This is a genomic window from Polaribacter sp. SA4-10, from assembly GCF_002163835.1.
In the GTDB taxonomy this organism is placed as follows: domain Bacteria; phylum Bacteroidota; class Bacteroidia; order Flavobacteriales; family Flavobacteriaceae; genus Polaribacter.
Map to the genome: position 1 here is coordinate 2494573 of NZ_CP019331.1, position 25706 is coordinate 2520278.

Consider the following 25706-nt stretch of genomic DNA (forward strand, 5'->3'; position numbering starts at 1 on the left):
GGAGAAAGAGTCATTTTTAAAAAGTTAGCTGTGCAAAATTTGTATTAAGACCTCAATAGAAAACCTATTAAACAACCTTACAGAAATGTAGGGTTTTTTCTTTCAAAGTAAAAACAGTTAATCTTCCTTTGCCTATTTCTTCTGTAGTTAAGAATTGGTAGAATGATTTTATTATATTTTTATTTATTATATTTGAGTAAACAATATTATTATGAAAAAACTATTATTTATGTCAGTTATGCTGTTTACGTTGATAAGCTACTCACAAATGTTAAATAAAGAAAAAAATGGTTACACTAAAGTTATTAATACAGAATTGAGCAAAAAAGAAATCTATCAGAAATTAAATGAATGGATTGCCACAAATTATAAGTCAGCTAAAGATGTAATTCAATTAAACACAGAAGAAAAAATAATAACAAAGGGTAATTTTTCAGTAACTTTTAATGTATCTAAATATGTTTTTATTTATTCAATCAATAATTCTTTAACTTTTTCTATTAGAGAAAAAAAGTTTAAAATAGATTTAATACCTAACAGTATGTCTTATAACGGTTCTGAAGTTGGAGGAATAGAAGCAATTAGACAGTATTTTGAGCCATTTGAAAATATAGATACATTTACCGAATATTCTTTAGATGCAATGTATAAAGGTTTTTTAGGGATGGGGTATTCTGAAAAAAAGAGTAAAAAGAATGTTAAAAAATATAGTTCAACCATAAAAGATAATTATAAAGATTATTTAAACAACCTACCTATTTGGAATGAGCAAATTAAATTAACGTTTAAAAGTATTGAGGATTACGTTAATAAGAAAAGTTCAGATGATGACTGGTAAGAAAAATATAATGATAGTGCCAAATAAATAATATATCGAATATATGTTGCTTTATGGTTTTTTAACTAAGAATTACCGATTCTACGTTAGTTGAAGTCTTATTCTATTAATCTTCGAAATAGTATTTGGATGTAAGCCAATTATCTTTGCAACCTCTATTTGTTTATAGCCTTTGCTTAAATAGTCTAACGCTTTTTTATTTTTGTCTTTATTCAAAAAATCTATTTGATTTTCTTTAGTTCCTTTGTTTCTACCTTTATATATACCATTAGCCTTTGCAACAGCAATACCTTCTAACTGTCTTTCTCTTATCATCTTACGTTCCATTTCAGCTACAACACCTAAAATAGAGATGACCATTTTAGAAATATCATTTTCTGAGCCATCTTCATTTAAAGTTCTTAGACCTTGTTTTTTAAATTCAATATTGACCTTTTTGGTATTAAAAAAAGCAATGGTCTTTAGAATGTCTAACAGATTTCTTCCAAGGCGGTCAATTTCGTGAACGATAATTTCATCGACAACCCTTTTTTCTGTTAATTCTAAGATTTTCTTTCCTCCCTCACGTTCAAAAAATGGTATTGCACCCGAACATTTATCTTCTATAATTTTACAAGTTTCATCTTTATTCTGTTTTTGTCTTTCAGAGTTTTGTTCGATGGTGCTTGTTCGTATGTATAAAACTTTCATTTTGTACTAATTTTAGGTTAGTGTACGTTTTACCCTTATTTTGTGTCTCGCGTTAAGGTTTATGGCCGTTTTAGATAATCAATTTCCAATTTCTGTTATCACAATTTTAAGTGTAGGCTACTATTGTAGTTTTACACTCTCTTTTAATATTTTAAAATTATTATTGGTATAAGCTAATATCTTAAAAATGTAACCGAGACTATAAACACCAATTAAGGCAATACCACCGTATTGTATTATTTTAAAGATTTTACTCGTGTATAAATTATGTAATAGTTCTTTTTTCGTCTCTTCAAATAAATTTTTCTTATTCACCATACTTTTTGCTATTTACTTTTTTATTCTGTTTATAATATATTAGTATGCCAAGTACTAATGTTGAAAAAGCAATTACACTGATAACAATGTTCGCTTGTTTTAAAAGATATTTGTTTTTATTGGTTAATTGCATATTCTTGTCTTTTAACATATTAATTTCGGGAGGAATCTCATACGCTTGTATTTTTGTTATATCCGTCATATTTTAATATCTAATAATCTGTATTCCGTTCACCTCTTCAATGATTAAAAAGTCATAGATAGCGTGTCTATTTTTATTTTTATACTCTTCGTAGTGTGTTAATACATTAAATGAATAGCCTTTCCCTTTTAAGAATTGTTTATGAAAGATTCCTTTTGTTTTGTCTTTCATTAATTCTAATAAAATCAAGTAGTTTTTATGTAATTTATTATCAATAGAAGCCCTTGCATCCCTTACTTTTTTAAGTTTAGCATTATGATAGCTGATTCGGTTTTTAGTGGATGCAAATTTTTGGTTTGAACGAATAGGGTTGAACCCTTCACCACTATATAAACATTGTATTTCCATAGTTTTTATTATTAATTATATGTTTAACAAATATAATAAATTTTATCCAATACTTTGGATATATGTATTTTTATATTACATTTGCGTTTCAAAGCGTTTAAAAATGCTATTAAAAACATAAAAAGATGGATGTACACAACTTATTGCCAATAATTCAAGAAAAAGTATATAGTGCAAAAGACTTAGGAGTTGCTTCAAGAACAATTTACCATTGGAAAACAGAGGGCTTATTATTTAATTCACATAATGATATTGAAAAAAATATGATGATGCGATTTAGTTTGTCTGAATATTTTTGGATTCGTGTAATACAAAATTGTCGTGATTACGGGATGTCATTAAATCAGATTAAAAACTTGAAGGCTAAAATTATTGATAAAGTTCGCAGTTTTGATAATTTGGAGGAAAAGTATAAGCCATTAATTAAGGGTGTTAGAGAAATGTATAAAGGCAAGTCAGAGGAATTTATACAAGGAAAAATTGACAGTACTATAAAGTATTTTAATTACGTTGAGGATAAAGGAAGAAATGATTTTGAAGAAGTACTTTTTGCGGTTCTATACAATCGAAACCCGTCGGGTATTCTAATATTTAATAATGAAGGAGAAATAAATACTGATATATATATTGAAAGTGATGATGGTAATAAAAATATAAGAAGATTTTACAATAGTCATCTATATATTTCTTTTGATGAGATTTTTGTGGAATTAGGTTTAAGTGACCATTTTAAGCAAAAAGAGTTGCTGAATGATGATGAAAAAGAATCTATTAAAATTATACTGTGGGCTATAAGGTCAGACGATACTAATAAAATTGAAATTAGAAAAAAAAGTAACACTTTAAAAACTATTAAAGTGGGCTTAAAAGACCCAAAAAGTAATGAAGAAACTGAAAATTATAAAAAAAGGTTAGGTTCTAATTTAGAATTTAAGACAAAAATATTTAAAGGAAAACATAACCTTTTTGATTTTCATTATACAAGAAATTTTTAAAGATAGAATAGGGCTAAAGGAGGAAACTCTGCCAAAGTAAATAATTCGAGTGTTCGAATTGGGTAAGCAAAAACTTTTAAAACAAGTCTGCTACTACATTAACATTAAAATTGAAAAATAATGATTTAAGAGTTTTATCAAATAAGGAAATAAGGAATAGTTTAAATAACCAAAAACTCTCAGATACTGAGTGTGAAACTATATCTAATAAATTGAAAATCATAAGTTTATTAACAGCTAAAATCATATCAAATGCTGAATGAAAAATTTCAAAAATTCGGAAAGAAATCAAATACCGTTACAAAAGAGAGATTCCCAAATGCGGTAATTTACACGAGGGTTTCAACCTTAAAGCAAGAAAATAATTTCAGTTTAGAAACTCAACTCGAAAAATGTGAAGATTGTGCAATAAATAATAATCTGAATGTTGTCGAACGTTTTGGTGGAGCATATGAAAGTGCAAAATTAGGTAATAAAAGAACTTATTTTCCACAAATGTTAGAATTTGTAAAAAATAAAAAAAATAAGATTGGTTATATTATTGTGTATGATATATCTCGATTTTCCAGGGAGGGTATGAAAGCTGTGGCTCTTGTAGAAGAATTGAAAACAAACTTTGGAATCAAGGTTTTGGAATCAAATGCAACCTCAATTACAGATAGTTTTAGTGAGGATGTATTTAACGATTTAAAGATGATTATAGCTAATTCGAACAATAGAGAGAGAAAAATGAAAATTATTGATGGGTCAATAAAAAGATTAGAATCTGGATATTGGCTTGGAATGCCCCCAAAAGGCTATACTAAGGTTGATAAATATACCTTGAAATTCAACGAGGAAGCTGATTTTATAAAAAAAGCATTTGAGATGAAATCGGATGGATGTAGTAATACAGAGATTTTAAAAGTTACACGAGCTCTTGGTTCCAAAATAACCAAAAGCCGTTTACCTAAATATTTATCAGACCCATTTTATTGTGGTTGGATTGCAAACAAACATTTAAATGGGAGGGTTGTAGAAGGATTACACGAATCTTTAATTTCAGAAGAGATGTTTTTGAAAGTTAATGGAGAAAAAGCTGAGATTAGAATATACAAGACGTCTAAAATGGATGAAAATAGACCTTTGCAAGGAGATTTAAAATGTTCTTGCGGAGGTGTATATACGGGATATAAAAAGAAAGAAAGATACAACTATTACAAGTGTAATAAATGTCATCACAACTCTGCTGTTAATCCAATACACAATTCATTTGAGGACTTATTGTCTAAATACTCATTCGATAAAAAGTATATTTCATTATTTAAGAAACAACTTAAATATACATTTGACTACATAGAAAATGAAAATAACATAAAGAAATCTGAATTATTGACTAAGATTTCAAAAGAAACAACAAGATTAGATAATGTAAATTTTAAATATGCAGCTGAAAACCTTGATGAAGAGATTTTTCTACAAGTATCTACTAAAATTAAAGCTGATATTGATATTTTAAATAAAGAACTATCTAACATCACGTTTAGTTTATCGAACTACGAAAACTACCTTGACGAATCACTTGAATTAGTCAATGATTACAAAGGAATTTGGGAGAAAGGAGATATAGAAATAAAGAAAGATATTCAAAATATTTTGTTCTCAAATCAAATTGAATATGACCCTAAAAAAATGAGTTATCGAACTCCCAAAGAAAACATAGTAATGTCAATATTAACGGGGAATAGAGACAAAATAAAAGCGAGAAAAAGAGGTCAAAAACCTACAAATTCTCGCTTTGTACTCAAGGCGGGAATCGAACCCGCACTTCCGAAAAAACTGGATTTTGAATCCAGCGCGTCTACCAATTCCGCCACTTGAGCAAGTAATAAACAAGACTGCAAATGTATTAAATTATTTTATTTTAAAGTGAAAAAATAAAATCGAAACTTAATAAATAATTTCTACTTTTGTATTTAGACAACAACACAACAAAAAAACAACTAAATGCCTACAAATCAATTATCACCAAAACTTTTTGCGTGCTCACAAAGTACTGTTTTAGCAGAAAAAATAGCTAAAGAGTATAATACGGAATTAGGAAAAGTAATTACAACTCATTTTAGTGATGGCGAATTTCAGCCAGCTTTCGAAGAATCTGTTAGAGGAAGAAGAGTCTTTTTGATAGGTTCTACATTTCCTACAGCAGATAACTTAATGGAAATGTTATTGATGTTAGATGCAGCAAAAAGAGCATCGGCAAGACATATTACAGCAGTAATGCCTTATTTTGGTTGGGCAAGACAAGATAGAAAAGATAAACCAAGAGTTGCAATAGGAGCTAAATTAGTTGCCAACTTGTTGCAAACTGCAGGAGCTACAAGAATTATGACGATGGATTTACATGCAGATCAGATTCAAGGATTTTTTGAAAAACCCGTTGATCATTTATATGCTTCTACAATCTTTATGCCATATATAGAAAGCTTAAACTTAGATAACTTAACAATTGCTTCTCCAGATATGGGTGGTTCTAAAAGAGCTTATGCATATTCTAAGCACTTACATTGTGATGTTGTAATCTGTTACAAACAACGTAAGAAAGCAAATGTAATAGGGCATATGGAGTTAATTGGAGATGTTAAAGGAAAGAATGTGATCTTAGTTGATGATATGATTGATACTGGAGGAACATTAGCACATGCAGCAGATTTAATGATGGAAAGAGGGGCTTTAAGTGTTCGTGCAATTTGTACACACCCAATACTTTCTGGAGGAGCGTATGAGAAAATAGAAAATTCTGGGTTAACAGAGCTAATTGTTTCAGATACAATTCCTTTAAAGAAGGTAACTTCTAAAATAAAAGTAGTATCTTGCGCGCCATTATTTGCTGATGTTATGCACAAAGTGCAAGACAATACTTCAATTAGTGGACAATTTTTAATGTAAATAAATAATACAAAAAAGTAATGAAATCAATTACAATTAAAGGATCAAAAAGAGAAAGCGTAGGTAAAGTATCAACTAAAGCCTTACGTAATGCTGGTCAGGTTCCTTGCGTTATATACGGAGGAGATAAACCAGTTCATTTTTCTGCAGAAGAAAAAGTGTTCAAAAGTTTAGTCTATACTCCAAATGTATATACTGCAACAATTAACGTTGATGGACACAAAGTAGCTGCAATTTTACAAGACATTCAATTTCACCCAGTAACAGATAAAATCTTACATATAGATTTTTATCAGTTATTTGATGATAAAGAAATTACAATGAACATCCCTGTAAAATTAACAGGAACGTCTCCAGGAGTATTAAATGGTGGTTCTTTACGTTTTACAAACCGTAAATTAAAAGTAAAAGCTTTACCGGCTAATTTACCAGATTTTGTAACTGCTGATATTTCAGGGTTAAAAATAGGAAGTAAATTATTAGTATCATCAATGGTAAATGATTCTTATACATTTATGCACCCAGATAACACTGTTGTTGTTCAAGTAAGAACTTCTCGTAATGCAACCGCTGAAGAAGAAGAAGCTACAGAAGAAGCTACAGAAGCTGCTGCAGAATAAATTTTGCAAACATAATTTACAAAAAGCGTTACAATTCTGTAACGCTTTTTTTATTTTAGTATTTTTACCAAATGGATTTAAGAAACCTCTTTTCTGTTTTATTTGGAATAAAAGTTGAAACTAAAGAAGAATTGATGAAGAAATTTTTAATTGTTGGTTTAGGTAATATTGGATCGAAGTATGAAAATACACGTCATAATATTGGTTTTAAAATTGTTGATGAGGTTGCAGAGGAACATAAGGTTACTTTTGAAACTGAAAAATTAGGAGACGTAGCTACCTTTAGATTTAAAGGAAGAACTTTTGTGCTTCTAAAGCCAAGTACATTCATGAATTTAAGTGGAAAATCTGTAAAATATTGGATGGATAAAGAGAAAATTTCTGTAGAAAATATTTTAATTGTTACAGATGATGTTAATATTGATTTTGGTACGGTTCGTTTAAAAGCCAAAGGTTCAGCTGGAGGGCATAATGGATTAAAAGATATTCAAGAAAAATTAAATACCCAACAATATGCTCGTTTTAGATTTGGAGTTGGAGGTAATTATAGTAAAGGAAGGCAAGTAGATTTTGTTCTTGGAGAATGGAACAAAGAAGAAACTAGCCAATTAATTGAGCGTTTACCTGTATCAGCAAAAATTATTACCAGTTTTGGAACTGCTGGTTTAGCAAATACGATGAATGCTTTTAATGGGAAGTAGTGTAGTTTCTTTTTAATCTAATTCTCACTAGCATACCATTCTGCAAAACTAGAATCAGTTTCTTGTAATTTGATGGCATGAAGTTTAATGTTTTCTGGCAATCTACTTTTAATTTTTGATGCAAAATCAATTACCATCATTTCACTTGTTGGTTGGTAATCTACTAATAAAACATGATGACCTCTATCTATCAACTCCTTAGCTAACTCAACATGAGGTGTGTTTTTATTAAAAACAGTTGCGTGATCAAAAATATCTACAATCTCTTCGTTTACAATTTTTTTAAGATCAGAAAAGTCAATTACCATTCCAAATTTAACATTTGTATTGTCGGTGATTGGTTTTCCAGAAACAGTTACAGAAAGCTTATAACTATGTCCATGAACATTTTTACACTTTCCATCATAACCATATAAAGCATGTCCAGTTTCAAAATTAAATTGTTTTGTAATTCTTATTGTACTCATTTTTGTGCTATTTTCTTGTGCCATTTCTAATAAAGAATGACAATTTATCTTCTGTTTCTAAACTTGTTGTAAAAGTACACAATTACCAATCCTATTGCTAATCCTATAAATAAATAATCTCCTCCCATTTTTATATATTTTAATTTTTTTATGCTATTAAAAACCGCTGTAAAACGTCTGCAATCTTTCTATTATCAGATAATTGTGGAATTTTATTCTGACCTCCAAATTTACCAATAGATTTCATGTATTCATGAAAACCTCCTTTTTTAACGCAACGAATAACAAGAGGGCGCAGTATTTTTCCATCAATCAAATCTAAATAATATATATTTTGAGCTTGCATAGAAGCATCAATTTTTGATGCAAATTCTTCTAGGTTTTCTGGCTCATTTTCAAATTCTATAAACCATTCATGATAAGGTAAACCGTTTTCTGGATTTACTTGTGGCGCAACTGTAAACTCACTAATATTTATATTAGTTCCTATAATAGAATCGTTTAATGCCTTTTCTACTTCTTTACCAATAACATGTTCGCCAAAGGCAGAAATAAAATGTTTTATACGTCCTGTAACTTTAATTCTATAGGGTTTTGTTGATGTAAATTCAACAGTATCACCAATATTATATCCCCAAAGACCTGCAGTTGTGTTTAAAACGATGACGTAGTTCACACCAATTTGTACCTCTTTTAGAGAAATCCTTGTCGGATTTTTATCATAGAATTCTAACGCTGGAATAAACTCATAAAAAATTCCTGAGTTTAATTGTAGTAACATTCCCTTTTCTGTTTGAGAATCTTGATATGCTATAAACCCTTCTGATGCAGGGTATAATTCTATATACTCTATTTTCTTGCCAATTAAAGATTCAAATTTATTTTTATACGGTTCAAAATTTACGCCTCCATAAATAAAGAAGTTAAAATTCGGAAATAATTCTGAAACAGATTTTCCTGTTTTTTCTATCAGTTTTTCAAAATACATTTGTACCCAAGAAGGAATGCCACTAATTACAGTCATGTCTTCATTAATAGTTTCTTCTACAATTGCATTTACCTTTGTATCCCAATCTTCAATGCAGTTCGTTTCCCAGCTTGGCAATCTATTTTTAAGTAAATATTGAGGAATATAATGTGCAACAATACCACTTAATCTTCCTAGTTTCACGCCGTTTTTATTTTCTAAAACAGGACTCCCTTGTAAAAAAATCATTTTTCCGTTTACAAAACTGGCATCGTTTTTTTCTGCGATATAAAATAACAACGCATTTTTTGCTGCTTTTATATGAGTTGGCATAGATTCTTTTGTTATCGGAATATATTTTGCGCCAGAAGTTGTACCAGAAGTTTTTGCGAAATAAAGTGGTTTTCCTGTCCAAAGAACATCAGATTCACCAGCTACTATTCTATCTACATAAGCTCTTAAGCCTTCGTAATCTGTAACTTTTACACGTTTTTTAAAATCAGAATAGTTTTTAATATTTTTAAAATCATGGTCTTTTCCAAAAGCAGTGTTTTTAGCTTTAGAAATTAATTTTTTAAAAACTTTATCTTGCGTTTTAATGGGGTTGTTAGCCCATTTTAATACTCTTTTTGTTGCAATTTTAGCAAACGGAATTGCAAAAACAGATTTAATACTCATTATTTAAAATCTATAAAATTTGTAGGATTTACGGCATAACCACCGCTCCAAAGTTCAAAATGTAAATGCGGTCCTGTAGTTAATTCTCCTGTAGAACCAACGCTAGCAATAACTTCACCAGATTTTACAAAATCGCCTTGTTGTTTTAGTAAATTCCCATTGTGTTTGTAAACGGAAATAAAATCTTTAGTATGTTTTAAAATGATAACATAGCCAGTTTCTGTATTCCAGCCAGAAAAAATAACTCTTCCATCTGCAATTGCTTTTATTGGTGCCCCTGTTATAGCAGCAATATCTACTGCAAAATGCTTAGAATTAGCATCAAAATCTTGTGAAATTGAACCTGAAAGTGGTGCGAAAAACACAATTTTTACATTACTATTTGCATTATTTTGTATGGGGAATCTATCTTTACTTTCTACTTTTTCTCTAAACAAAGAATCTTCTTTAGAGGCATTTAATTTACTTTCATCAATTACGCGTTGTCTTGCATCAGTTTGAATAGAATCGATACTTTCTGCTTCAATTTCTCCTGTTAAAACAGGTTTTAAAGCTTTTGTATAGTTTTCTAAAATTGCAAGTTTCGTTTTTAAAGATTCTGCTTCAAAAGTTAATTTTGCTGCTTTTATTTTTAAAGCAGTAGAAGAATACCCAGGAATGTATTCTTTTATTGGAGTAAATGCTATTAAAACAGTTGTAACTGCAATTAATAATATTGAAAAAACACCACCTAAAACAAATGCATTTAATCTTGATAGTTTTAACGAAAAACGTTCTTCAAACGTGTCTTCATTTAAAACTACCAACCTGTATTTATCGGTCAGTTTTTGTTTTAATTTACTCTTTTTTTTATTCTTTATAGCCACAAATTAATATTTGATGAATAACAAATATACAACGAAAAAATAGTGAAACTATTTCTTATAAAAATTCATTTCGTCTATATATTCCCAAACTTCTTTGGTAAGTAAAGGTCTAATGTTCTTTTTGTCTTTAATTCCATTACGAATCATGGTAGAAGAAATTTCTACAATTGGAGCATCAACTTTATGAATTTTTGGATGATTTGTAAACTGGTTTTCAGTTTTTCCTTCAGAAATTCTTGGATACACATAAATGTGATAAAGCGCTAAAATTGTTTCAAAATTTTTCCATTTATGAAAACTTTTTAAATTGTCTTCACCCATAATTAAAGAAAAATATTTATCTGGATATAGCTCTGAAATATGAGCTAAAGTATGAACAGTGTAATTTGGTTGAGGTAATTTAAATTCTATATCAGAAGGTTTAATTTTTGAGTAACTTTCTGTAGCTCTGTAAACTAGTTCTAGTCTATGATTATTTTCTAGTAATGAGTTTTTCTTTTTAAAAGGATTATGAGGTGTAACTACCATCCAGATTTCATCTAAATCTGAGTTTTCAACCATATGATTGGCAATAATTAAATGCCCAACATGAATTGGGTTAAAAGTACCAAAATACAATCCTATTTTACTCATTGTTCTTGTTTTTCTATTCTTTACTCTCTTTTAATCCTAAGTAATCACTTACCAATTCTTCAGCTTCTTTTAAAGCAACTTCTAAATCGTAATTTTTTATGATTTTATCAAATTGAGGAGCTGTTGCTAACTCTACAGAAGCTTTTGCGATACGCATATTTATTTTTTCTTCGCTTTCTGTTTTACGCTTTTTAAGCCTAATTTTTAACTCATCAACACTTGGTGGTTTTACAAAAACAGATAATGTTTCTTCTGGGTATTTTTTCTTAATTCTTAACCCTCCAACAACATCAATATCGAAAATTATGTGCTTTTTTAGCCCCCAAATACGTTCTATTTCAGTTTTTAAAGTTCCATAAAAATTATCTCTATAAACCTCTTCCCATTCAAGAAATTCATCATTTTTAATTTTGTTTTTAAACTCTTTTAAAGAGATAAAATAGTAATCTTCACCCTCTTTTTCAAAACCTCTTGGTTCTCTAGAAGTGGCTGAAATAGAAAATTCTAAATTGAACCTTTCTTGCTTTAGTAAATGACGAACTATAGTTGTTTTACCTGAGCCTGAAGGCGCTGAAAACACAAATAATTTTCCTTTAAAATCTGACATGTAATTTATTATTTGTCATCCTGAACTTGTGTCAGCAACATAATTAATAGATGCTGACACAAGTTTAGAATGCTGATACGTTTATAAAACGTTTAAAATTTGCTCTTTAATTTGTTCCAATTCGTTTTTCATTTGAATAACCGCTTTTTGCATTGGTGCAAAATTTGCTTTAGAACCTGTTGTGTTAATTTCTCTACCCATTTCTTGAACGATAAAACCTAGCTTTTTACCATTAGAATCTTCAGAAGCCATGGTTTCTAAAAAGTAATCTAAATGATTTGCTAAACGCACTTTTTCCTCATTAATATCTAGTTTTTCTAGATAATAGATTAATTCTTGTTCAAAACGATTTTCATCAGTATCCACTTTTAAATCATCAATAGCCTTTTTTAAACGTGTTTTTACGTTTTCAACTCTATCGTTGTCTAATGCTTTTACTTCTTCTAAGTATGTCCTAATATTAGTAATACGTTCTTTAAAATCAATTTCTAAAGAAGCAGCTTCATCAACTCTATATTGTATAATTTCTTTAATAGCAATATCTATATTCTCATTGATTAGACTCCATTCATTTTCGTCTAATTCTTCACGGTCAGTTTTTAAAGCATCTGGCATTCTTACTGCCATTTTTAGCAACTCAACATCATCTGAAGAACCCGTTTGAACAATATTTCTAAGTTGTTGTATGTATTGTTTTACAACGCCATGATTTACAGTAGAAGAAGTTTCGTCTGCAGTCATTTCAACAAAAATTGAAAAATCTACTTTTCCTCTAACCAAACTACTAGCTAATTTTTTACGAACATATAATTCCTTTTCTTTATAGTAAGAAGGGATTCTAACGTTTAGATCTAGATTTTTGCTATTTAGGGATTTAATTTCTATGGATACTTTTTTTGTTGGCAATTGTAATATAGATTTGCCATAACCAGTCATAGATTGAATCATAAAATCATCGTTTTAAATGAGTTGCAAATATAGTTTTATTTAGCAAATTTATCTACTCGTTTGGTAACTAAATAGACACCAAAAAAGATGATAATTGTTGCTGAAATCTTGACAAGGTTTAGAGAGTCACTGCCAACTATAAGTGCAAATATTGTTGCAATTACAGGTTGTAAATAAATGAAAACACCTACAGTTGTTGGTTTTAGTTTTGTTAATCCATATAAATTAAAAAGATAAGTAATACAAGTTGTAAAAATAATTATAAAGCCTACTTTTAAATAAATTGATGTTGGCATTGTTAGCCAATTAACTTCCGTTAATTCTGGGAGACCAAAAGGAGTAACAATGAGTAATCCAAATAAATACAACCATTTTATAAAAACTATTGGGTGGTATTTTGCTATTATTTTTTTTACCAAAATTAAATACAATCCGTAAGAAGCAGCATTAACAAACACCAAAAAATTACCTAATGTTCTATTGCTTGCGCTTCCATCTGTGTCATTGCCATAAACTATTAAAATAATTGTACCAATTAAGCCAATAATAACGCCAATTATTTTTCTTTTGACTAGTTTTTCTTTTAATAAAATACTAGAAAAAATGAATACTAAAATAGGCGAAGTTACCATCATTACAGAAGCACTAATTGGTGTGGTTAAACTTAATCCTTTAAAAAATGTTAACATATTAAATCCAACTCCAAAAAAAGCAGCAAGCAGTATTTTTTTATAATCAGATTTTTCTATTTTTTCCGCTTTTACAAACAAACTAGCGAGCCAAAAAACAATTGTTGCTCCACTTACTCTTAATAAAATTAATCCGTAAGGTTTAATGTGTAAAGGCATTACGTCTTTAGCAATTGTAAAAGTTACACCGTAAATTAATGTAGCAATTGAAACAGCAATTAAGGCTAGTGTTCTTGTATTCATAAAAAATAAATCTATAATATAAATGCAAAGTTGATGATAAATTTTAGACCAATTGTATAAAAATAGAGTTTCAGGAGATACTAAAATTATTTTAAATTTTGTTTGTTAACTTTTAATTCGTCTATCAAATCTGGAGTTTTTTAATACTTATCTAGGGTAAATTTCATTTGGGTGAGAAGGCATTGGTTGGGTTGCTTCAAAAAACACAAGATATTTCATTGCTTTTTCACCTAAATCACCTCCTTTTATTGCTGTATGAAATTGTGCTATTGGCATTTTCTTCTTCTTTAGTTTTTCCAATGCCAAATACATTTGCTCCAGCCTTTTTAATGAATGAAAAAATAAGATTTTTTTAGATTTTAATTACTATTTTGGTTTTTTGTGTGATGTGAATAAACAAATTTTATACAATTTCTTTATATTTGTAACTAGACCTTATTTAATATGACAGTACATCATTTAGCAGAAGAAAATTCTATTCTTAATAAATTTATTGCAGAAATTAGAGATATTAATATTCAAAAAGATTCTTTACGTTTTCGAAGAAATATAGAGCGTATTGGTGAAATTTTGAGTTATGAATTAAGCAAAAACCTTTCTTATTCATCGGTGGATATTACAACTCCTTTGGCGGTTGCAAAAACAAGTTTAGCACAAAAAAACATTGTGTTATGTTCAGTTTTAAGAGCAGGTTTACCACTTCATCAAGGGTTATTAAACTATTTTGATGATGCAGAAAATGCATTTATATCAGCATATAGACATCACCCAAATAATGATGAAGAATTTGAAATTGTTGTAGAGTATTTTGCTTCTCCATCTTTAGAGAATAAAATACTGCTTTTAGCAGATCCAATGTTAGCCACAGGAAAATCTTTGGTATCTGTTTATGAATCCATTAAAAAGCACGGAATTCCAAAAGAAATTCATCTGGTTTGTGTAATTGGTTCAAAAGAAGGTGTTGCTTTTGTTGAAAAAAATTTTCCTAAAAACACGCATCTATGGATTGCTGTAATTGATGATGATTTAAATGACAAAGGGTATATCGTTCCAGGTTTAGGCGATGCTGGAGATTTATCATTTGGCAATAAGTTATAAAATAAAAGGAGCTAAAATTGCACCAATTAGAAGCGTAGTTAAAATTATATTTTTAATTAAATTATGCTCAATAATTTCTATTCCGTTTGCAATAATTATTGATGTTGGAAATAGTAAAAAAATGAGTTCTGAACCATTTTTACCTTCAATTAGATATATAAAACTTACTGCTACTAGTGTGTTTATAATAAGTAAGATCCAATTTTTCTTAAAAGAATTATTTACTGAGAACGTTTTAGGTGATTTTAAAAATAAAGAGGCCAATGTTAGTAAAAACAATAAACTCATCAACCAAATAGCACTATTTTTTGTATAAAAAGTGATGTTGTTACCTATATTGAAATCAAAAAGGGTAGTAAAAACAACTGTTTTATCATACCAAAAACAATAAGTAAAAAACAATATTAATGGAACAATAAATCCAATAATTGGTACCAATAAGGTGTGTATTGTTATTTTTTGATGATAAAAAATTGCAACATAAATTAAGATAAAAAATACAATTGAAAATGGGGATATTATAAATGAAATACCAAGCCAAAACCCGCTATCAAATAATTTTTTTAGAACTTCTTTATTAGATTTTAAACTATATGTTTTTCGTAAGAAAAGTAAATGTAAAATAAATAAGTACAGCTCTTTATATAAGGAAAAAGTTGGTAAAAAAAAGATTAAAAACAGTGTGAATATGAAAAAAGCATACGTGTTATCAAAAGTTAATGCATTCTTAGAAACAATAAAGTTGTAGAAGAAAAACATAGTTAAAAAAAGAATTAAAAAACCGCCACTTTTTAACAAGGCGTCTACTGTAAATCCATCAATAAAAAAAGAAGAAAAAATAGTGAATAGAAAGAGAAAAAAAAACAATATTGTAATAACAATAAAATTTATAGGTTTTGATTTACCGAAAAAATTGGCTAACATCTTTAGTTTTTATATTTTTGCACTGTAAATATACTTAAGTTATGATAGCAAGCAATATTTTTAGATTAATTGGAGACTTTTTTGAATGGTTATTTAGTATCTCTTTTGACTTATTACGTTTAAGTGATTTAAGTTGGTGGGCATCAAATACAGTAAGTTGGTTATTTATAGCCGTATTTTTCTGTTTGTTGTATTATTGGATGAAACAATCTTATAAGTTTAAAAAAGAAGGAACAGAAGATAAAGCTTAATCTTATACTTTGGGAAGTAAAAACAAACTAAAACGTTTTAACGAAAATGAAACGTTTCCAAATGTCATTCAGCCAACAAGAGAAGAAGTAATAAACAACTTTTCATACAAGGGAAAATGGCATTCTTTTTTTAAAAATGATAAACCTATTGTTTTGGAATTAGGTTGTGGTAAAGGGGAATACACAATTGCTCTAGCACAAAAAAATCCTGACAAAAATTATATTGGAATAGATATAAAAGGTGCTCGTTTTTGGCGTGGTGCAAAAACTGCTATCGAGGAAAAGATAGACAATGTTGCTTTTATAAGAACTCAAATTGAGTTAATAGATTATATTTTTGCAGAAAATGAAATTGATGAAATCTGGATTACTTTTCCAGATCCACAAATAAAATACAAACGCACGAAGCATAGAATGACAAATTCTGAGTTTTTAAAGAAATACCATCATGTTTTAAAAGAAGGTGGTACTATGAATTTGAAAACAGATTCAGAATTTATGCATGGTTATACTTTAGGTTTGTTGCATGGAGAAGGTCATGAAGTAATACATTCTAACCATGATGTATACAAGAATGAGGGTTCACCAGAAGAAGTTACAAGTACTCAGACATACTACGAATCTCAATATTTAGAAGTTGGTAAGCCAATTACATATATTAAGTTTAAACTTAATTATTAAATTATTTTTGTTCTTTATAAAATTATAAAGAACAAAAATAATTCAGCGCTTTTGAATTAGTATTTTATAATTTATTATTCTATAATTTTATTCAGTTTACCAGTCCAACTGTGGGTGTCTAAAGTTGATTTGTAACTGTATTTTTCACCTCTAATTTTAAAAACTTCAGTTTTTAACTCAGTTCCTTTTTTAAAAGGTAAACCCGCTTTTTTTATTTCCGTAATAATTAATTTGTAACTATTATTTGTAACCCAAATAATTTCAGCTTTTATAAATTCATTATTTGGATGGTATTCAGTATATGAATTTCCATTTATTTCGACTAAAATTTTTTCTGTACAACATGAATAAAAATAAGAACCATTGTCTAAAACTTTTTTTACGACAATATTTTTTTGAGGAATATTTAATTTCACACTTTTATCATTAAGTGCTAAGTTTTGGGAGGTTATTATTGTAGTTAAACCTGTTATAAATAAAACGAATAAAATTTTTAATAATTTTCTCATGATATTTAGTGTTTAATGTTAATAATACTTAAAGTTAGTCTTAAACATGGTATAAGTCTATGACATAAGTCATAGGTTAATATAAGGAATAGACGTATATTAATCTTTGACTAAAATAGTAATATCCTTTTGTATTTTTAGAACATGAAAGATTCAGATAATTTTTTTGAAAGAGTATATAAAGTTACACGCTTAATCCCTTATGGAAGAGTAACTAGTTATGGTGAAATTGCTAAATACTTAGGAGCTGCACGTTCTGCAAGAATGGTGGGTTGGGCAATGAATAAAGCGCATAGTTTAGAAGATGTTCCTGCGCATAGAGTTGTAAATAGAAAAGGTTTATTAACGGGGAAGCATCATTTTGATGGGACAAATTTAATGCAACAATTACTCGAAAGCGAAGGAATTGTTGTTATTGATAATCAAATTCAAGATTTAGAAAAAGTACTTTGGATTCCTTTAAATGAGTTGTAACAAAAAAGAACCCAATATAATTGAGTTCTTTTTTATTCATTTTTAATTAAATTATTATTCAGAAACCTTAATAAGTTTACCAGTCCAATTATTGTTACCTAAAGTTGATTTGTAAATGTATTTTTTACCTTTAACTTTTAAAATTTCAGTTTTTAACTCAGTTCCTTTTTTAAAAGGTAAGTCAGCTTTTTTTATTTCCGTAATAATTAATTTATAACTATTACTTGTAGTCCAATTAATTTCAGCTTTTATAAATTCATTATTTGGATGGTATTCAGTATATGAATTCCCATTTATTTCGACTAAAACTTTTTTTGTATTTGTCCTGTAAAAGTAGCTCCCGTTTGCTAAAGCTTTACTACTAGTGGTAGCATTGTTTTTTGGATAGTCTTTAATGTAATCTACATTATTATAAGCTAAATTTTGAGAAGTTGTTTGAAAGGTTACACTTGTTAAAAAAAATAATACTAGAATTTTAATTGTTACTTTCATAATATGGGGGTTTTATGATTATTTAAAGATGATATTAGTCATGTTTAAGTAGATATTTAAAAATATGATTATGATAAATAAAATCACAATCTGTATCCTTTATTTTCTGCTTATGAACTTGTACCTTTGTAAGATACAAAAATTAATACTATTAAAGCCTCAAAAATGAGTTTTAAAAAACAAGATATATATAAAGCGTTAGAAACTATTACAGCTCCTGGAGAAGGTAAAAGTTTAATTGAAAATAAAAATGTTACAAATGTTGTAGCTTTTGGAGGTGAGGTTATTGTAGATGTTACAATAAATAACCCAACTTTACAGGCGAAAAAGAAAATTGAATCAGAAATTACAAAGGCAATTAAAACAAATGTAGCTGAAGACATTGATGTGAAAATTAATGTAAAAGTTGAAAAACCTGCGGAAAAAGAGAATCCAAATTTAATTAGAGGAAAAGAGATCCCTACTATTAAAAATATTATTGCAATTGCATCGGGTAAAGGTGGCGTTGGTAAATCTACAATTACAGCAAATACAGCAGTTGCATTAGCAAAAATGGGCTTTAAAGTAGGCGTTTTAGATGCAGATATTTATGGGCCTTCTATGCATTTAATGTTTGATGTAGAAAAAGCAAAACCATTATCTGTAAAAGTAGATGGGCGTTCTAAAATGAAACCCGTAGAAAATTATGGCGTAAAATTATTATCTTTAGGTTTTTTTACAAATCCTAATCAAGCCGTAATTTGGCGTGGACCTATGGCTTCTAAAGCATTAAATCAATTAATTTTTGATGCAGATTGGGGCGAATTAGATTTTTTACTAATCGACTTGCCTCCAGGAACAGGAGATGTGCATTTATCAATTGTGCAAGCATTGCCAATTAGCGGTGCAGTGATTGTAAGTACGCCTCAAAATATTGCTTTGGCAGATGCAAAAAAAGGAGTAGCAATGTTTCAACAAGAAAGTATCAATGTTCCTGTTTTAGGAATTATAGAAAATATGGCATATTTTACCCCAGAAGAGTTGCCAGAAAATAAATATTACATCTTTGGAAAAGATGGAGCAAAGAATTTAGCGAAAGATATTGATACAAAATTTTTAGGAGAAATTCCTTTAGTACAAAGTATTAGAGAATCTGGAGATGTTGGGCGCCCTGTTGCATTGCAAGAAGGAACAGTATTAGAAAAAGCTTTTAATGAGATTTCGAGAGAAATGGTAGCAGAATTATTAAAAAGAAACAAAAATCTACCACCAACAGAAGTTGTTAGAATTACAACAATGAGTGGTTGTAGCGCAGTAAAAAAATAAATTATGACAGCACAAGAAACATTAGATAATATAGAAAAAGCCTTAGATGAGATTCGTCCATTTTTAATAAATGATGGAGGAAATATTAAGCTTTTGTCAATAGAAAATAACACGGTAAAAGTTCAGCTAGAAGGTGCTTGTAATGGGTGTTCTGTAAATCAAATGACTTTAAAAAATGGAGTGGAAGCTACTATTAAAAAGTATGCACCACAAATTGAAGAGGTAATTAATATTGCTTAACTTTTATGTGATATTTGTCACATATATAAGCAGTTGATTCACTTATTTTTGCTCAATTCTTATTTTAAAATTAATGATTACTACAGATATTCTAATTATTGGAGCGGGTCCAACAGGGTTGTTTACCGTTTTTGAGGCGGGTTTATTAAAATTACGATGCCATTTAATTGATGCGTTACCGCAAGTTGGTGGACAATGTTCAGAGATTTATCCAAAGAAACCGATTTATGATATTCCGGCATTTCCAGAAATTTTAGCTGGCGATTTAACGAATAATCTAATGGAACAAATTAAACAATTTGAACCAGGGTTTACACTCGGAGAAAGAGCAGAAACTATAGATAAACAAGAAGATGGTTCTTTTATTGTTACTACAAATAAAGGCACAAAACATCAAGCACCAATTGTTGCAATTGCTGGTGGTTTAGGTAGTTTTGAACCTAGAAAACCTCCAATTCCTGCTATTTCAGATTTTGAAGATAAAGGGGTTGAATACATTATTAGAGATCCAGAATTTTATCGTGATAAAAAGGTGGTCATTTCTGGAGGTGGAGATTCTGCTTTAGATTGGTCTATATTCTTAACAGATGTTGCTTCTTCAGTAACTTTAATTCACAGAAGAAATGAGTTTAGAGGCGCTTTAGATTCTGTTGATAAAGTACAAGAATTAAAAGATTCAGGGAAAATAAAAATGATAACTCCTGCAGAGGTAAAAGGAATTATTGGAACTGATAAGGTTAAAGGTGTTTCAGTTATAAGAAAAGGAGAAGAAGAATTTACAATTGAAGCAGATCATTTTATTCCTCTTTTTGGATTGTCACCAAAACTAGGTCCAATTGCAAATTGGGGATTAGAAATTGAGAAAAACGCTATCAAGGTAAATAACGCATTAGACTATCAAACTAATATTCCGGGTATTTATGCTATAGGAGATGTAAATACATATCCAGGAAAGTTAAAGTTGATTTTATGTGGTTTCCATGAAGCTACTTTAATGTGTCAAAGTGCTTTTCAAAGAATTTTTCCAGACAAAAAATATGTAATGAAATATACTACTGTTGGCGGTGTGCATGGTTTTGATGGAACAAAAAAAGAAGCGCCAAAAGCGGTAATTAAAAAGATTGAGTAACATTTTGTTATTGCGAGTATAAGAAGCAACCTTAATTATCTAAATCTTCAAAGGACTTTGCATATATTTGTAAGAACAACGAAATCGATTGAAATGTTTTCAGATTTACTATCTTACTTAAAATTCTTAATAAAACGCAGTCCTGAATAAGCGTTTAATATTTCAGTTTTTCAATTTAAAAATGTAACAATTAGAACTTAAGAAGCCTATTGTTACATCGTTTTATTAACTCATTAATAGATTAATAATATGCCTTTTTATCATAAATTAGGAAATATTCCACCAAAAAGACACACACAGTTTCGTAAAAAAGACGGGACTTTATATTACGAGCAATTGTTTGGTACAATTGGGTTTGACGGTATGTCTACCAATTCTTACCACGAATACAGACCAACAATGGTTAAAGAAATTCGCAAACAATATTCTGTTAAACCAAAAATAGCAAAAGCAAATAATATTAAATCGTACCGTTTTAGAGGATTTCAAGTTCCGCCAGAAAACGATTATTTAGAAAGCAGAAAAATTGTCTTAACAAATTCTGATTGTAATATTATATTAGCAGCACCAAAAAAGTCTACAGAAGACTATTTTTATAAAAACACAGATGCAGACGAGGTTATTTTCATTCACAAAGGAACCGGGAAATTAAGAACGCATCTTGGAAATCTTGATTTTAAATACGGCGATTACTTAGTAATTCCTCGTGGAGTTATTTACAAACTAGATTTTGATGATGAAAATAATAGACTCTTTATTGTCGAATCATATTCGCCAATCTATACACCTAAACGCTATAGAAATCATTTTGGTCAATTATTAGAGCATTCTCCTTTTTGCGAGCGAGATTTAAGAAGGCCTTATGAATTAGAAACAAATTACGAACTAGGCGATTTCTTAATCAAAGTAAAAAAACAAGGTGAAATTATAGAAATGATTTACGCTTCACATCCGTTCGATGTGGTAGGTTATGACGGTTATAATTATCCGTATGCATTTTCAATTCACGATTTTGAACCAATAACAGGTCGTATTCATCAACCGCCACCAGTGCACCAAACCTTTGAAACCAATGCGTTTGTAATTTGTAGTTTTGTGCCACGTATGTACGATTATCACCCAGATTCAATTCCTGCACCCTACAGTCATAGTAACATTGATTCAGACGAGGTGTTGTACTATGTAGATGGCGATTTTATGAGCAGAAACGATATCGATCAAGGGCATATTTCTTTGCATCCTTCAGGGATTCCTCACGGTCCACACCCCGGAACTGCAGAAAAAAGTATTGGAAAAACAAAAACAGAAGAATTAGCAGTGATGGTAGATACTTTTAAGCCTTTACAGGTTACCGAAGAAGCAATGAAAATTGCCGATGAAGAGTATTATAAATCTTGGTTAGAGTAGCGTAATTATTAGAAGCTATTTTCTGTTTTCTACTCTATCTTTTTGCGAAAAACAAAAAGGTTAAGAATGTAAAGAGTTTTTCGAACGGTTCCAATCAGGGCTAAATTTGTATAGAAATAGATAGCAAAACAAAAAGCGTAAAGATTTTTAAGATTCTTAAAAGGAGTTTCAAACGCTTTTAAGAATGAATCAAAAAAACACAACCAATAAACAAAAACTTCAAAGGTTTTTGAAACCTGCGAGGCCTACAAAAAACAAATATGAGTAAAAAAGAAATAAAATCAGTAAACTACGGTCTAGAAAAAATATTTGAAGGAGCACAAGATTTCCTTCCACTTTTAGGAACAGATTATGTAGAATTTTATGTTGGTAATGCAAAGCAAGCTGCACATTTTTATAAAACAGCATTTGGTTTTCAGTCTTACGCTTATCGTGGTTTAGAAACGGGTTCTAAAGATTCTGTAAGTTATGTTTTAACGCAAGATAAAATTAAACTAGTTTTAACAACCCCATTAAATAGTAAATCACCAATAAATGATCATATTGTAAAACATGGTGATGGTGTAAAAGTGGTTGCACTTTGGGTAGAAGACGCGAGAAAAGCATATGAAGAAACTACTTCTAGAGGCGCAAAATCTTTTATGGAACCAACGGTAGAGTCAGATGAGCATGGTGAAGTTGTTAGAGCAGGAATTTACACATACGGAGAAACCGTACACATGTTTGTAGAGCGAAAAAACTATAATGGAGCATTTTTACCAGGTTTCCAAAAATGGGAATCAGCATACAATCCACCAAGTGCAGGATTAAAATATATTGACCATATGGTTGGTAATGTTGGGTGGAATCAAATGGATGTTTGGGTAAAATGGTACGAAGACGTAATGGGATTTGAAAACTTTTTATCTTTTGATGACAAGCAAATTCATACAGAATACTCAGCATTAATGAGTAAAGTAATGTCTAACGGAAATGGTAGAATTAAATTTCCAATAAACGAACCAGCAAAAGCAGCAAAACGTTCTCAGATAGAAGAATATTTAGACTTTTATGAAGGTGCGGGTGTACAACATATTGCTGTAGCAACAGATGATATTATTAAAACTGTTTCTCAATTAAAAGCCAATGGAGTAGAATTTTTATCAACTCCGCCAGAAGCATATTATAAATCAGTTCCTGCAAGATTGCAAGAGTTTAGTCATGAATTAGCAGAAGATATCGAAAAGTTAATGGCTTTAGGTATCATGATAGATGCGGATGAAGAAGGCTATTTATTGCAAATTTTTACAAAACCAATAGAAGACAGACCAACGTTGTTTTTTGAAGTCATTCAAAGAATGGGTGCAAGAGGTTTTGGCGCAGGAAACTTTAAAGCATTGTTTGAATCTATAGAAAGAGAACAAGCCAAAAGAGGAACACTTTAAGCATACGTCATTACGAGGATAGAAGACGAAGCAATCTCTTTAAAATTAGAAGATAGCTTCATTAGATTCGCAACGATAAAAAATAATAAAAGAACAAAGAGAAAGAATTTTATCTTTGTTCTTTTTTAGTATTATAAACAATGGAAAGAGACGAGATTTTAAAAGCAATAGAAGAAAAGTACAATAAATTAGGTGTTCCTGTTGATGCGATGTTAGAAGGTTTATTACATAGTACACCTATTACGTATTGGGATTATATTCAAACAGATGCTTTGCTTGGTTTACAAATTCCAAGAACAACACAGCCAGATGAAATGGTTTTTATCATGTATCATCAGGTAAATGAGTTGTTGTTTAAAATGATTTTATGGGAAATTGATCAAGTTGCAAAAACAAATGAAGTTACTGCAGATAAATTTTCGATGCATTTAGGTAGAATAAGTAGATATTTTGATATGCTTTGTAGTTCTTTTGATGTGATGGCAGACGGAATGGAAAAAGAGCAATATCTAAAATTTAGAAACACATTAACACCTGCAAGTGGTTTTCAATCAGCTCAATATCGTAAAATTGAATTTGCATCCACAGAATTAATTAATTTAATTGATGCTCGTTTCAGAGATTCTATTGATAGAAATTCATCATTTAAAAATGCCTACAATCATCTGTACTGGCAAGCTGCGGGTAAAAATTATACAACGGGTCAAAAATCAACATTATTAAATCTTTTTGAGAAAAAATATATGGGAGATTTTATTGACTTTATGGAAGATTATAATGACATTAATTTATCCTTAAAATTTAAACAACTTCCAAAAGAAGTTCAAGAAAATGAAGATTTAATCAAAGCAATGCGTCATTATGATTATACAGTAAACGTTAAGTGGGTAATGGCTCATTATAATGCTGCTGCAAAATATATTGGAGGAAGCGATTCTGAATTAAAAGCGACAGGAGGTAGTAATTGGCGTAAATATATGCATCCAAAATATCAACGAAGAATTTTCTATCCGTACTTGTGGAGTGAAGATGAATTAAAAAACTGGGGAACATTTTAACTCAGATTAATTCCTCAACGCTTTCATTGAGGTTCCAAATAAAACTGTCATTTCCGTGAAAATGAGAACCAAAAAATTACCGTTAAAAAGTCATTTACGAATTGTTAGTAATTAACTTTTTTCCATTTTGGAACGCTAATTGTCATTACTTTTTTATAAGTTTGGTTTTTATGAAAAAAAATATCACATTATTTTTTACACTTTTTTTAATTACGGCTACCTATAGTCAAGAAAAATCTACTGCTTTTAAAAGTGGAGAATGGTTGCGTTATAAAATGAGTTACAGTGGCTTTTTAAGAGCTGGAACAGCAATTCTTGAAGTAGAAGAAGAGGAATTGAATGGAAAGAAAGTATTTCATACAAAAGGTTCTGGTTGGACTTCTGGAATGATAAAGTGGTTTTTTAAAGTAGATGATGTTTATGAAAGCTATTTTGATCAAAAAGAAATAAAACCGTATTTATTTAAAAGAAAGATTGATGAAGGAGGTTATAAGAAAAATAGAAATACAACATTTAACTACGAAACAAATAAGGCGTTAGTTGAAGATTTTATCAATAAAAAAGATTCTTCTATTGCTTTTTCTAATGTGCAAGATATGCTGTCTTCTTTCTATTATTTAAGAAACTATGATATAGAAAACTTAAAAATAGGAGATGAAATAGCTATTGATATGTTTATGGATTCACAAGTGTATCCTTTTAAGTTACGTTTTATAGGGAAAGAAATTATAAAAACAAAGTTTGGGGATATTAAAACATTAATATTTAATCCGTTAGTTCAGTCTGGTAGAGTGTTTAAAGCAGAAGAAAGTGTTACTATTTGGATTACTGATGATGAAAATAAAATTCCAATTAAAATGAGGGCTTCATTGTCTGTTGGTTCTCTTCGTGCAGAGCTAGAAGCTTATAAGGGTTTAGCAAATTCCTTTGAAGTTCTTTACGATGAAACTACTAATTAAATTTTTATTAAAACTTT

The 25706-nt window shown here is 29.4% G+C and carries 30 protein-coding genes, 1 tRNA gene and 1 pseudogene; 17 read left to right on the forward strand and 15 right to left on the reverse strand.

The window, feature by feature from the left end:
- Window positions 1-211: 211 nt before the first annotated feature.
- Complete coding sequence (locus tag BTO04_RS10890) at window positions 212-838, forward strand: DUF4468 domain-containing protein (RefSeq protein WP_087564521.1); 627 nt, start codon at window positions 212-214, stop codon at window positions 836-838.
- 81 nt (window positions 839-919) lie between these two features.
- Here BTO04_RS10890 and BTO04_RS10895 read toward each other — a convergent pair whose 3' ends face one another.
- The 3 genes from BTO04_RS10895 to BTO04_RS10910 all read right to left on the reverse strand — a co-directional run bounded on the left by BTO04_RS10895 (window position 920) and on the right by BTO04_RS10910 (window position 2396).
- Complete coding sequence (locus tag BTO04_RS10895; RefSeq protein ID WP_087564522.1) at window positions 920-1528, reverse strand: recombinase family protein; 609 nt, start codon at window positions 1526-1528, stop codon at window positions 920-922.
- Between the two features lie 307 nt (window positions 1529-1835).
- The gene (locus BTO04_RS10905; RefSeq protein WP_087564524.1) at window positions 1836-2048 is read right to left on the reverse strand and encodes a hypothetical protein; all 213 of its coding nucleotides are present in this window, start codon (window positions 2046-2048) and stop codon (window positions 1836-1838) included.
- Window positions 2049-2051: 3 nt separating this feature from the next.
- Window positions 2052-2396, reverse strand: coding sequence for a hypothetical protein (locus BTO04_RS10910; RefSeq protein WP_087564525.1), 345 nt, complete (start codon window positions 2394-2396; stop codon window positions 2052-2054).
- Between the two features lie 125 nt (window positions 2397-2521).
- On the opposite strand from BTO04_RS10910, the gene BTO04_RS10915 reads away from it, so the two are divergent.
- On the forward strand, window positions 2522-3391 hold the full coding sequence (locus BTO04_RS10915) for a MerR family transcriptional regulator (protein WP_087564526.1): 870 nt from the start codon (window positions 2522-2524) through the stop codon (window positions 3389-3391).
- A gap of 252 nt (window positions 3392-3643) precedes the next feature.
- Window positions 3644-4456: pseudogene (locus tag BTO04_RS15760) on the forward strand (recombinase family protein); the annotation flags it as partial.
- Window positions 4457-5171: 715 nt separating this feature from the next.
- Here BTO04_RS15760 and BTO04_RS10930 read toward each other — a convergent pair.
- Window positions 5172-5253, reverse strand: a tRNA-Leu gene (locus tag BTO04_RS10930).
- Between the two features lie 124 nt (window positions 5254-5377).
- Here BTO04_RS10930 and BTO04_RS10935 point away from each other — a divergent pair.
- The 3 genes from BTO04_RS10935 to pth all read left to right on the forward strand — a co-directional run bounded on the left by BTO04_RS10935 (window position 5378) and on the right by pth (window position 7640).
- Window positions 5378-6319 (forward strand): ribose-phosphate pyrophosphokinase, encoded by a 942-nt coding sequence (locus BTO04_RS10935; RefSeq protein ID WP_087564528.1) that lies wholly within the window; start codon window positions 5378-5380, stop codon window positions 6317-6319.
- Window positions 6320-6339: 20 nt separating this feature from the next.
- Window positions 6340-6939, forward strand: a complete 600-nt coding sequence (locus BTO04_RS10940) for a 50S ribosomal protein L25/general stress protein Ctc (RefSeq protein WP_087564529.1) — start codon at window positions 6340-6342, stop codon at window positions 6937-6939.
- Window positions 6940-7010: 71 nt separating this feature from the next.
- The gene (gene pth, locus BTO04_RS10945) at window positions 7011-7640 is read left to right on the forward strand and encodes an aminoacyl-tRNA hydrolase (protein ID WP_087564530.1); all 630 of its coding nucleotides are present in this window, start codon (window positions 7011-7013) and stop codon (window positions 7638-7640) included.
- 17 nt (window positions 7641-7657) lie between these two features.
- Here pth and BTO04_RS10950 read toward each other — a convergent pair whose 3' ends face one another.
- From BTO04_RS10950 to BTO04_RS15220, 8 genes are all read right to left on the reverse strand, one after another.
- A complete protein-coding gene (locus BTO04_RS10950) occupies window positions 7658-8107 on the reverse strand; it encodes a 6-carboxytetrahydropterin synthase (protein WP_087565397.1) in 450 nt (149 codons plus the stop codon).
- Window positions 8108-8255: 148 nt separating this feature from the next.
- Window positions 8256-9752 carry a GH3 auxin-responsive promoter family protein gene (locus BTO04_RS10955; protein ID WP_087564531.1) on the reverse strand — a complete coding sequence of 499 codons (1497 nt, stop codon included), beginning with the start codon at window positions 9750-9752 and terminating at the stop codon, window positions 8256-8258.
- Complete coding sequence (locus BTO04_RS10960) at window positions 9752-10618, reverse strand: M23 family metallopeptidase (RefSeq protein WP_087564532.1); 867 nt, start codon at window positions 10616-10618, stop codon at window positions 9752-9754. The genes BTO04_RS10955 and BTO04_RS10960 overlap by 1 nt, the downstream gene beginning before the upstream one ends.
- 48 nt (window positions 10619-10666) lie before the next feature.
- Window positions 10667-11251 carry a nicotinate (nicotinamide) nucleotide adenylyltransferase gene (gene nadD, locus BTO04_RS10965; protein ID WP_087564533.1) on the reverse strand — a complete coding sequence of 195 codons (585 nt, stop codon included), beginning with the start codon at window positions 11249-11251 and terminating at the stop codon, window positions 10667-10669.
- Window positions 11252-11264: 13 nt separating this feature from the next.
- On the reverse strand, window positions 11265-11858 hold the full coding sequence (gene gmk, locus BTO04_RS10970; protein WP_087564534.1) for a guanylate kinase: 594 nt from the start codon (window positions 11856-11858) through the stop codon (window positions 11265-11267).
- Window positions 11859-11939: 81 nt separating this feature from the next.
- On the reverse strand, window positions 11940-12806 hold the full coding sequence (locus BTO04_RS10975; RefSeq protein WP_232455891.1) for a YicC/YloC family endoribonuclease: 867 nt from the start codon (window positions 12804-12806) through the stop codon (window positions 11940-11942).
- A 35-nt stretch (window positions 12807-12841) separates the two neighbouring features.
- Entirely contained in the window at window positions 12842-13738 is an 897-nt protein-coding gene (locus BTO04_RS10980; RefSeq protein ID WP_087564535.1) for a DMT family transporter, read from the reverse strand.
- A 147-nt stretch (window positions 13739-13885) separates the two neighbouring features.
- On the reverse strand, window positions 13886-14050 hold the full coding sequence (locus tag BTO04_RS15220) for a hypothetical protein (RefSeq protein ID WP_232455892.1): 165 nt from the start codon (window positions 14048-14050) through the stop codon (window positions 13886-13888).
- A 132-nt stretch (window positions 14051-14182) separates the two neighbouring features.
- Between BTO04_RS15220 and upp the strand changes: the two genes are divergently transcribed.
- Window positions 14183-14836, forward strand: coding sequence for a uracil phosphoribosyltransferase (upp, locus tag BTO04_RS10985; protein ID WP_087564536.1), 654 nt, complete (start codon window positions 14183-14185; stop codon window positions 14834-14836).
- Here the strand turns inward: upp and BTO04_RS10990 are convergent.
- Window positions 14831-15760, reverse strand: coding sequence for a DUF6427 family protein (locus BTO04_RS10990; protein WP_087564537.1), 930 nt, complete (start codon window positions 15758-15760; stop codon window positions 14831-14833). The genes upp and BTO04_RS10990 overlap by 6 nt on opposite strands.
- Window positions 15761-15801: 41 nt before the next feature.
- On the opposite strand from BTO04_RS10990, the gene BTO04_RS10995 reads away from it, so the two are divergent.
- Both BTO04_RS10995 and trmB read left to right on the forward strand, forming a co-directional pair.
- Window positions 15802-16011: a hypothetical protein gene (locus BTO04_RS10995; protein ID WP_087564538.1), complete on the forward strand. Its 210-nt coding sequence runs from the start codon at window positions 15802-15804 to the stop codon at window positions 16009-16011.
- Between the two features lie 9 nt (window positions 16012-16020).
- The gene (gene trmB / locus BTO04_RS11000; RefSeq protein ID WP_087564539.1) at window positions 16021-16692 is read left to right on the forward strand and encodes a tRNA (guanosine(46)-N7)-methyltransferase TrmB; all 672 of its coding nucleotides are present in this window, start codon (window positions 16021-16023) and stop codon (window positions 16690-16692) included.
- Window positions 16693-16766: 74 nt separating this feature from the next.
- Here trmB and BTO04_RS11005 read toward each other — a convergent pair whose 3' ends face one another.
- A complete protein-coding gene (locus BTO04_RS11005) occupies window positions 16767-17201 on the reverse strand; it encodes a hypothetical protein (RefSeq protein ID WP_087564540.1) in 435 nt (144 codons plus the stop codon).
- Between the two features lie 144 nt (window positions 17202-17345).
- On the opposite strand from BTO04_RS11005, the gene BTO04_RS11010 reads away from it, so the two are divergent.
- Complete coding sequence (locus BTO04_RS11010) at window positions 17346-17675, forward strand: MGMT family protein (protein ID WP_087564541.1); 330 nt, start codon at window positions 17346-17348, stop codon at window positions 17673-17675.
- 54 nt (window positions 17676-17729) lie between these two features.
- On the opposite strand, the gene BTO04_RS11015 is transcribed toward BTO04_RS11010, so the two are convergent.
- Window positions 17730-18167: a hypothetical protein gene (locus tag BTO04_RS11015; RefSeq protein WP_087564542.1), complete on the reverse strand. Its 438-nt coding sequence runs from the start codon at window positions 18165-18167 to the stop codon at window positions 17730-17732.
- Window positions 18168-18332: 165 nt separating this feature from the next.
- Between BTO04_RS11015 and BTO04_RS11020 the strand changes: the two genes are divergently transcribed.
- The 7 genes from BTO04_RS11020 (at window position 18333) to BTO04_RS11050 (ending at window position 25689) form a co-directional block, all read left to right on the forward strand.
- A complete protein-coding gene (locus BTO04_RS11020) occupies window positions 18333-19472 on the forward strand; it encodes an Mrp/NBP35 family ATP-binding protein (protein WP_087564543.1) in 1140 nt (379 codons plus the stop codon).
- Between the two features lie 3 nt (window positions 19473-19475).
- The gene (locus tag BTO04_RS11025; protein WP_087564544.1) at window positions 19476-19712 is read left to right on the forward strand and encodes a NifU family protein; all 237 of its coding nucleotides are present in this window, start codon (window positions 19476-19478) and stop codon (window positions 19710-19712) included.
- A 73-nt stretch (window positions 19713-19785) separates the two neighbouring features.
- Entirely contained in the window at window positions 19786-20841 is a 1056-nt protein-coding gene (locus BTO04_RS11030; protein ID WP_087564545.1) for an NAD(P)/FAD-dependent oxidoreductase, read from the forward strand.
- 249 nt (window positions 20842-21090) lie between these two features.
- Window positions 21091-22248 carry a homogentisate 1,2-dioxygenase gene (locus tag BTO04_RS11035; RefSeq protein WP_087564546.1) on the forward strand — a complete coding sequence of 386 codons (1158 nt, stop codon included), beginning with the start codon at window positions 21091-21093 and terminating at the stop codon, window positions 22246-22248.
- Window positions 22249-22508: 260 nt separating this feature from the next.
- Window positions 22509-23672, forward strand: a complete 1164-nt coding sequence (gene hppD, locus BTO04_RS11040; protein ID WP_087564547.1) for a 4-hydroxyphenylpyruvate dioxygenase — start codon at window positions 22509-22511, stop codon at window positions 23670-23672.
- A 140-nt stretch (window positions 23673-23812) separates the two neighbouring features.
- Window positions 23813-24730 (forward strand): tryptophan 2,3-dioxygenase family protein, encoded by a 918-nt coding sequence (locus BTO04_RS11045; RefSeq protein WP_087564548.1) that lies wholly within the window; start codon window positions 23813-23815, stop codon window positions 24728-24730.
- A gap of 170 nt (window positions 24731-24900) precedes the next feature.
- Window positions 24901-25689, forward strand: a complete 789-nt coding sequence (locus tag BTO04_RS11050) for a DUF3108 domain-containing protein (protein ID WP_087564549.1) — start codon at window positions 24901-24903, stop codon at window positions 25687-25689.
- Window positions 25690-25706 lie beyond the last annotated feature (17 nt).

What these genes read in the sequence shown, in the direction of transcription:
- BTO04_RS10890 (WP_087564521.1), top strand. Translation starts at nt 212, where the DNA reads ATGAAAAAACTATTATTTATGTCAGTTATGCTGTTTACGTTGATAAGC.
- BTO04_RS10895 (WP_087564522.1), bottom strand. Translation starts at nt 1,528, where the DNA reads ATGAAAGTTTTATACATACGAACAAGCACCATCGAACAAAACTCTGAA.
- BTO04_RS10905 (WP_087564524.1), bottom strand. Translation starts at nt 2,048, where the DNA reads ATGACGGATATAACAAAAATACAAGCGTATGAGATTCCTCCCGAAATT.
- BTO04_RS10910 (WP_087564525.1), bottom strand. Translation starts at nt 2,396, where the DNA reads ATGGAAATACAATGTTTATATAGTGGTGAAGGGTTCAACCCTATTCGT.
- BTO04_RS10915 (WP_087564526.1), top strand. Translation starts at nt 2,522, where the DNA reads ATGGATGTACACAACTTATTGCCAATAATTCAAGAAAAAGTATATAGT.
- BTO04_RS10935 (WP_087564528.1), top strand. Translation starts at nt 5,378, where the DNA reads ATGCCTACAAATCAATTATCACCAAAACTTTTTGCGTGCTCACAAAGT.
- BTO04_RS10940 (WP_087564529.1), top strand. Translation starts at nt 6,340, where the DNA reads ATGAAATCAATTACAATTAAAGGATCAAAAAGAGAAAGCGTAGGTAAA.
- pth (WP_087564530.1), top strand. Translation starts at nt 7,011, where the DNA reads ATGGATTTAAGAAACCTCTTTTCTGTTTTATTTGGAATAAAAGTTGAA.
- BTO04_RS10950 (WP_087565397.1), bottom strand. Translation starts at nt 8,107, where the DNA reads ATGAGTACAATAAGAATTACAAAACAATTTAATTTTGAAACTGGACAT.
- BTO04_RS10955 (WP_087564531.1), bottom strand. Translation starts at nt 9,752, where the DNA reads ATGAGTATTAAATCTGTTTTTGCAATTCCGTTTGCTAAAATTGCAACA.
- nadD (WP_087564533.1), bottom strand. Translation starts at nt 11,251, where the DNA reads ATGAGTAAAATAGGATTGTATTTTGGTACTTTTAACCCAATTCATGTT.
- gmk (WP_087564534.1), bottom strand. Translation starts at nt 11,858, where the DNA reads ATGTCAGATTTTAAAGGAAAATTATTTGTGTTTTCAGCGCCTTCAGGC.
- BTO04_RS10975 (WP_232455891.1), bottom strand. Translation starts at nt 12,806, where the DNA reads ATGATTCAATCTATGACTGGTTATGGCAAATCTATATTACAATTGCCA.
- BTO04_RS10980 (WP_087564535.1), bottom strand. Translation starts at nt 13,738, where the DNA reads ATGAATACAAGAACACTAGCCTTAATTGCTGTTTCAATTGCTACATTA.
- BTO04_RS15220 (WP_232455892.1), bottom strand. Translation starts at nt 14,050, where the DNA reads ATGTATTTGGCATTGGAAAAACTAAAGAAGAAGAAAATGCCAATAGCA.
- upp (WP_087564536.1), top strand. Translation starts at nt 14,183, where the DNA reads ATGACAGTACATCATTTAGCAGAAGAAAATTCTATTCTTAATAAATTT.
- BTO04_RS10990 (WP_087564537.1), bottom strand. Translation starts at nt 15,760, where the DNA reads ATGTTAGCCAATTTTTTCGGTAAATCAAAACCTATAAATTTTATTGTT.
- BTO04_RS10995 (WP_087564538.1), top strand. Translation starts at nt 15,802, where the DNA reads ATGATAGCAAGCAATATTTTTAGATTAATTGGAGACTTTTTTGAATGG.
- BTO04_RS11005 (WP_087564540.1), bottom strand. Translation starts at nt 17,201, where the DNA reads ATGAGAAAATTATTAAAAATTTTATTCGTTTTATTTATAACAGGTTTA.
- BTO04_RS11010 (WP_087564541.1), top strand. Translation starts at nt 17,346, where the DNA reads ATGAAAGATTCAGATAATTTTTTTGAAAGAGTATATAAAGTTACACGC.
- BTO04_RS11015 (WP_087564542.1), bottom strand. Translation starts at nt 18,167, where the DNA reads ATGAAAGTAACAATTAAAATTCTAGTATTATTTTTTTTAACAAGTGTA.
- BTO04_RS11020 (WP_087564543.1), top strand. Translation starts at nt 18,333, where the DNA reads ATGAGTTTTAAAAAACAAGATATATATAAAGCGTTAGAAACTATTACA.
- BTO04_RS11025 (WP_087564544.1), top strand. Translation starts at nt 19,476, where the DNA reads ATGACAGCACAAGAAACATTAGATAATATAGAAAAAGCCTTAGATGAG.
- BTO04_RS11030 (WP_087564545.1), top strand. Translation starts at nt 19,786, where the DNA reads ATGATTACTACAGATATTCTAATTATTGGAGCGGGTCCAACAGGGTTG.
- BTO04_RS11035 (WP_087564546.1), top strand. Translation starts at nt 21,091, where the DNA reads ATGCCTTTTTATCATAAATTAGGAAATATTCCACCAAAAAGACACACA.
- hppD (WP_087564547.1), top strand. Translation starts at nt 22,509, where the DNA reads ATGAGTAAAAAAGAAATAAAATCAGTAAACTACGGTCTAGAAAAAATA.
- BTO04_RS11045 (WP_087564548.1), top strand. Translation starts at nt 23,813, where the DNA reads ATGGAAAGAGACGAGATTTTAAAAGCAATAGAAGAAAAGTACAATAAA.
- BTO04_RS11050 (WP_087564549.1), top strand. Translation starts at nt 24,901, where the DNA reads ATGAAAAAAAATATCACATTATTTTTTACACTTTTTTTAATTACGGCT.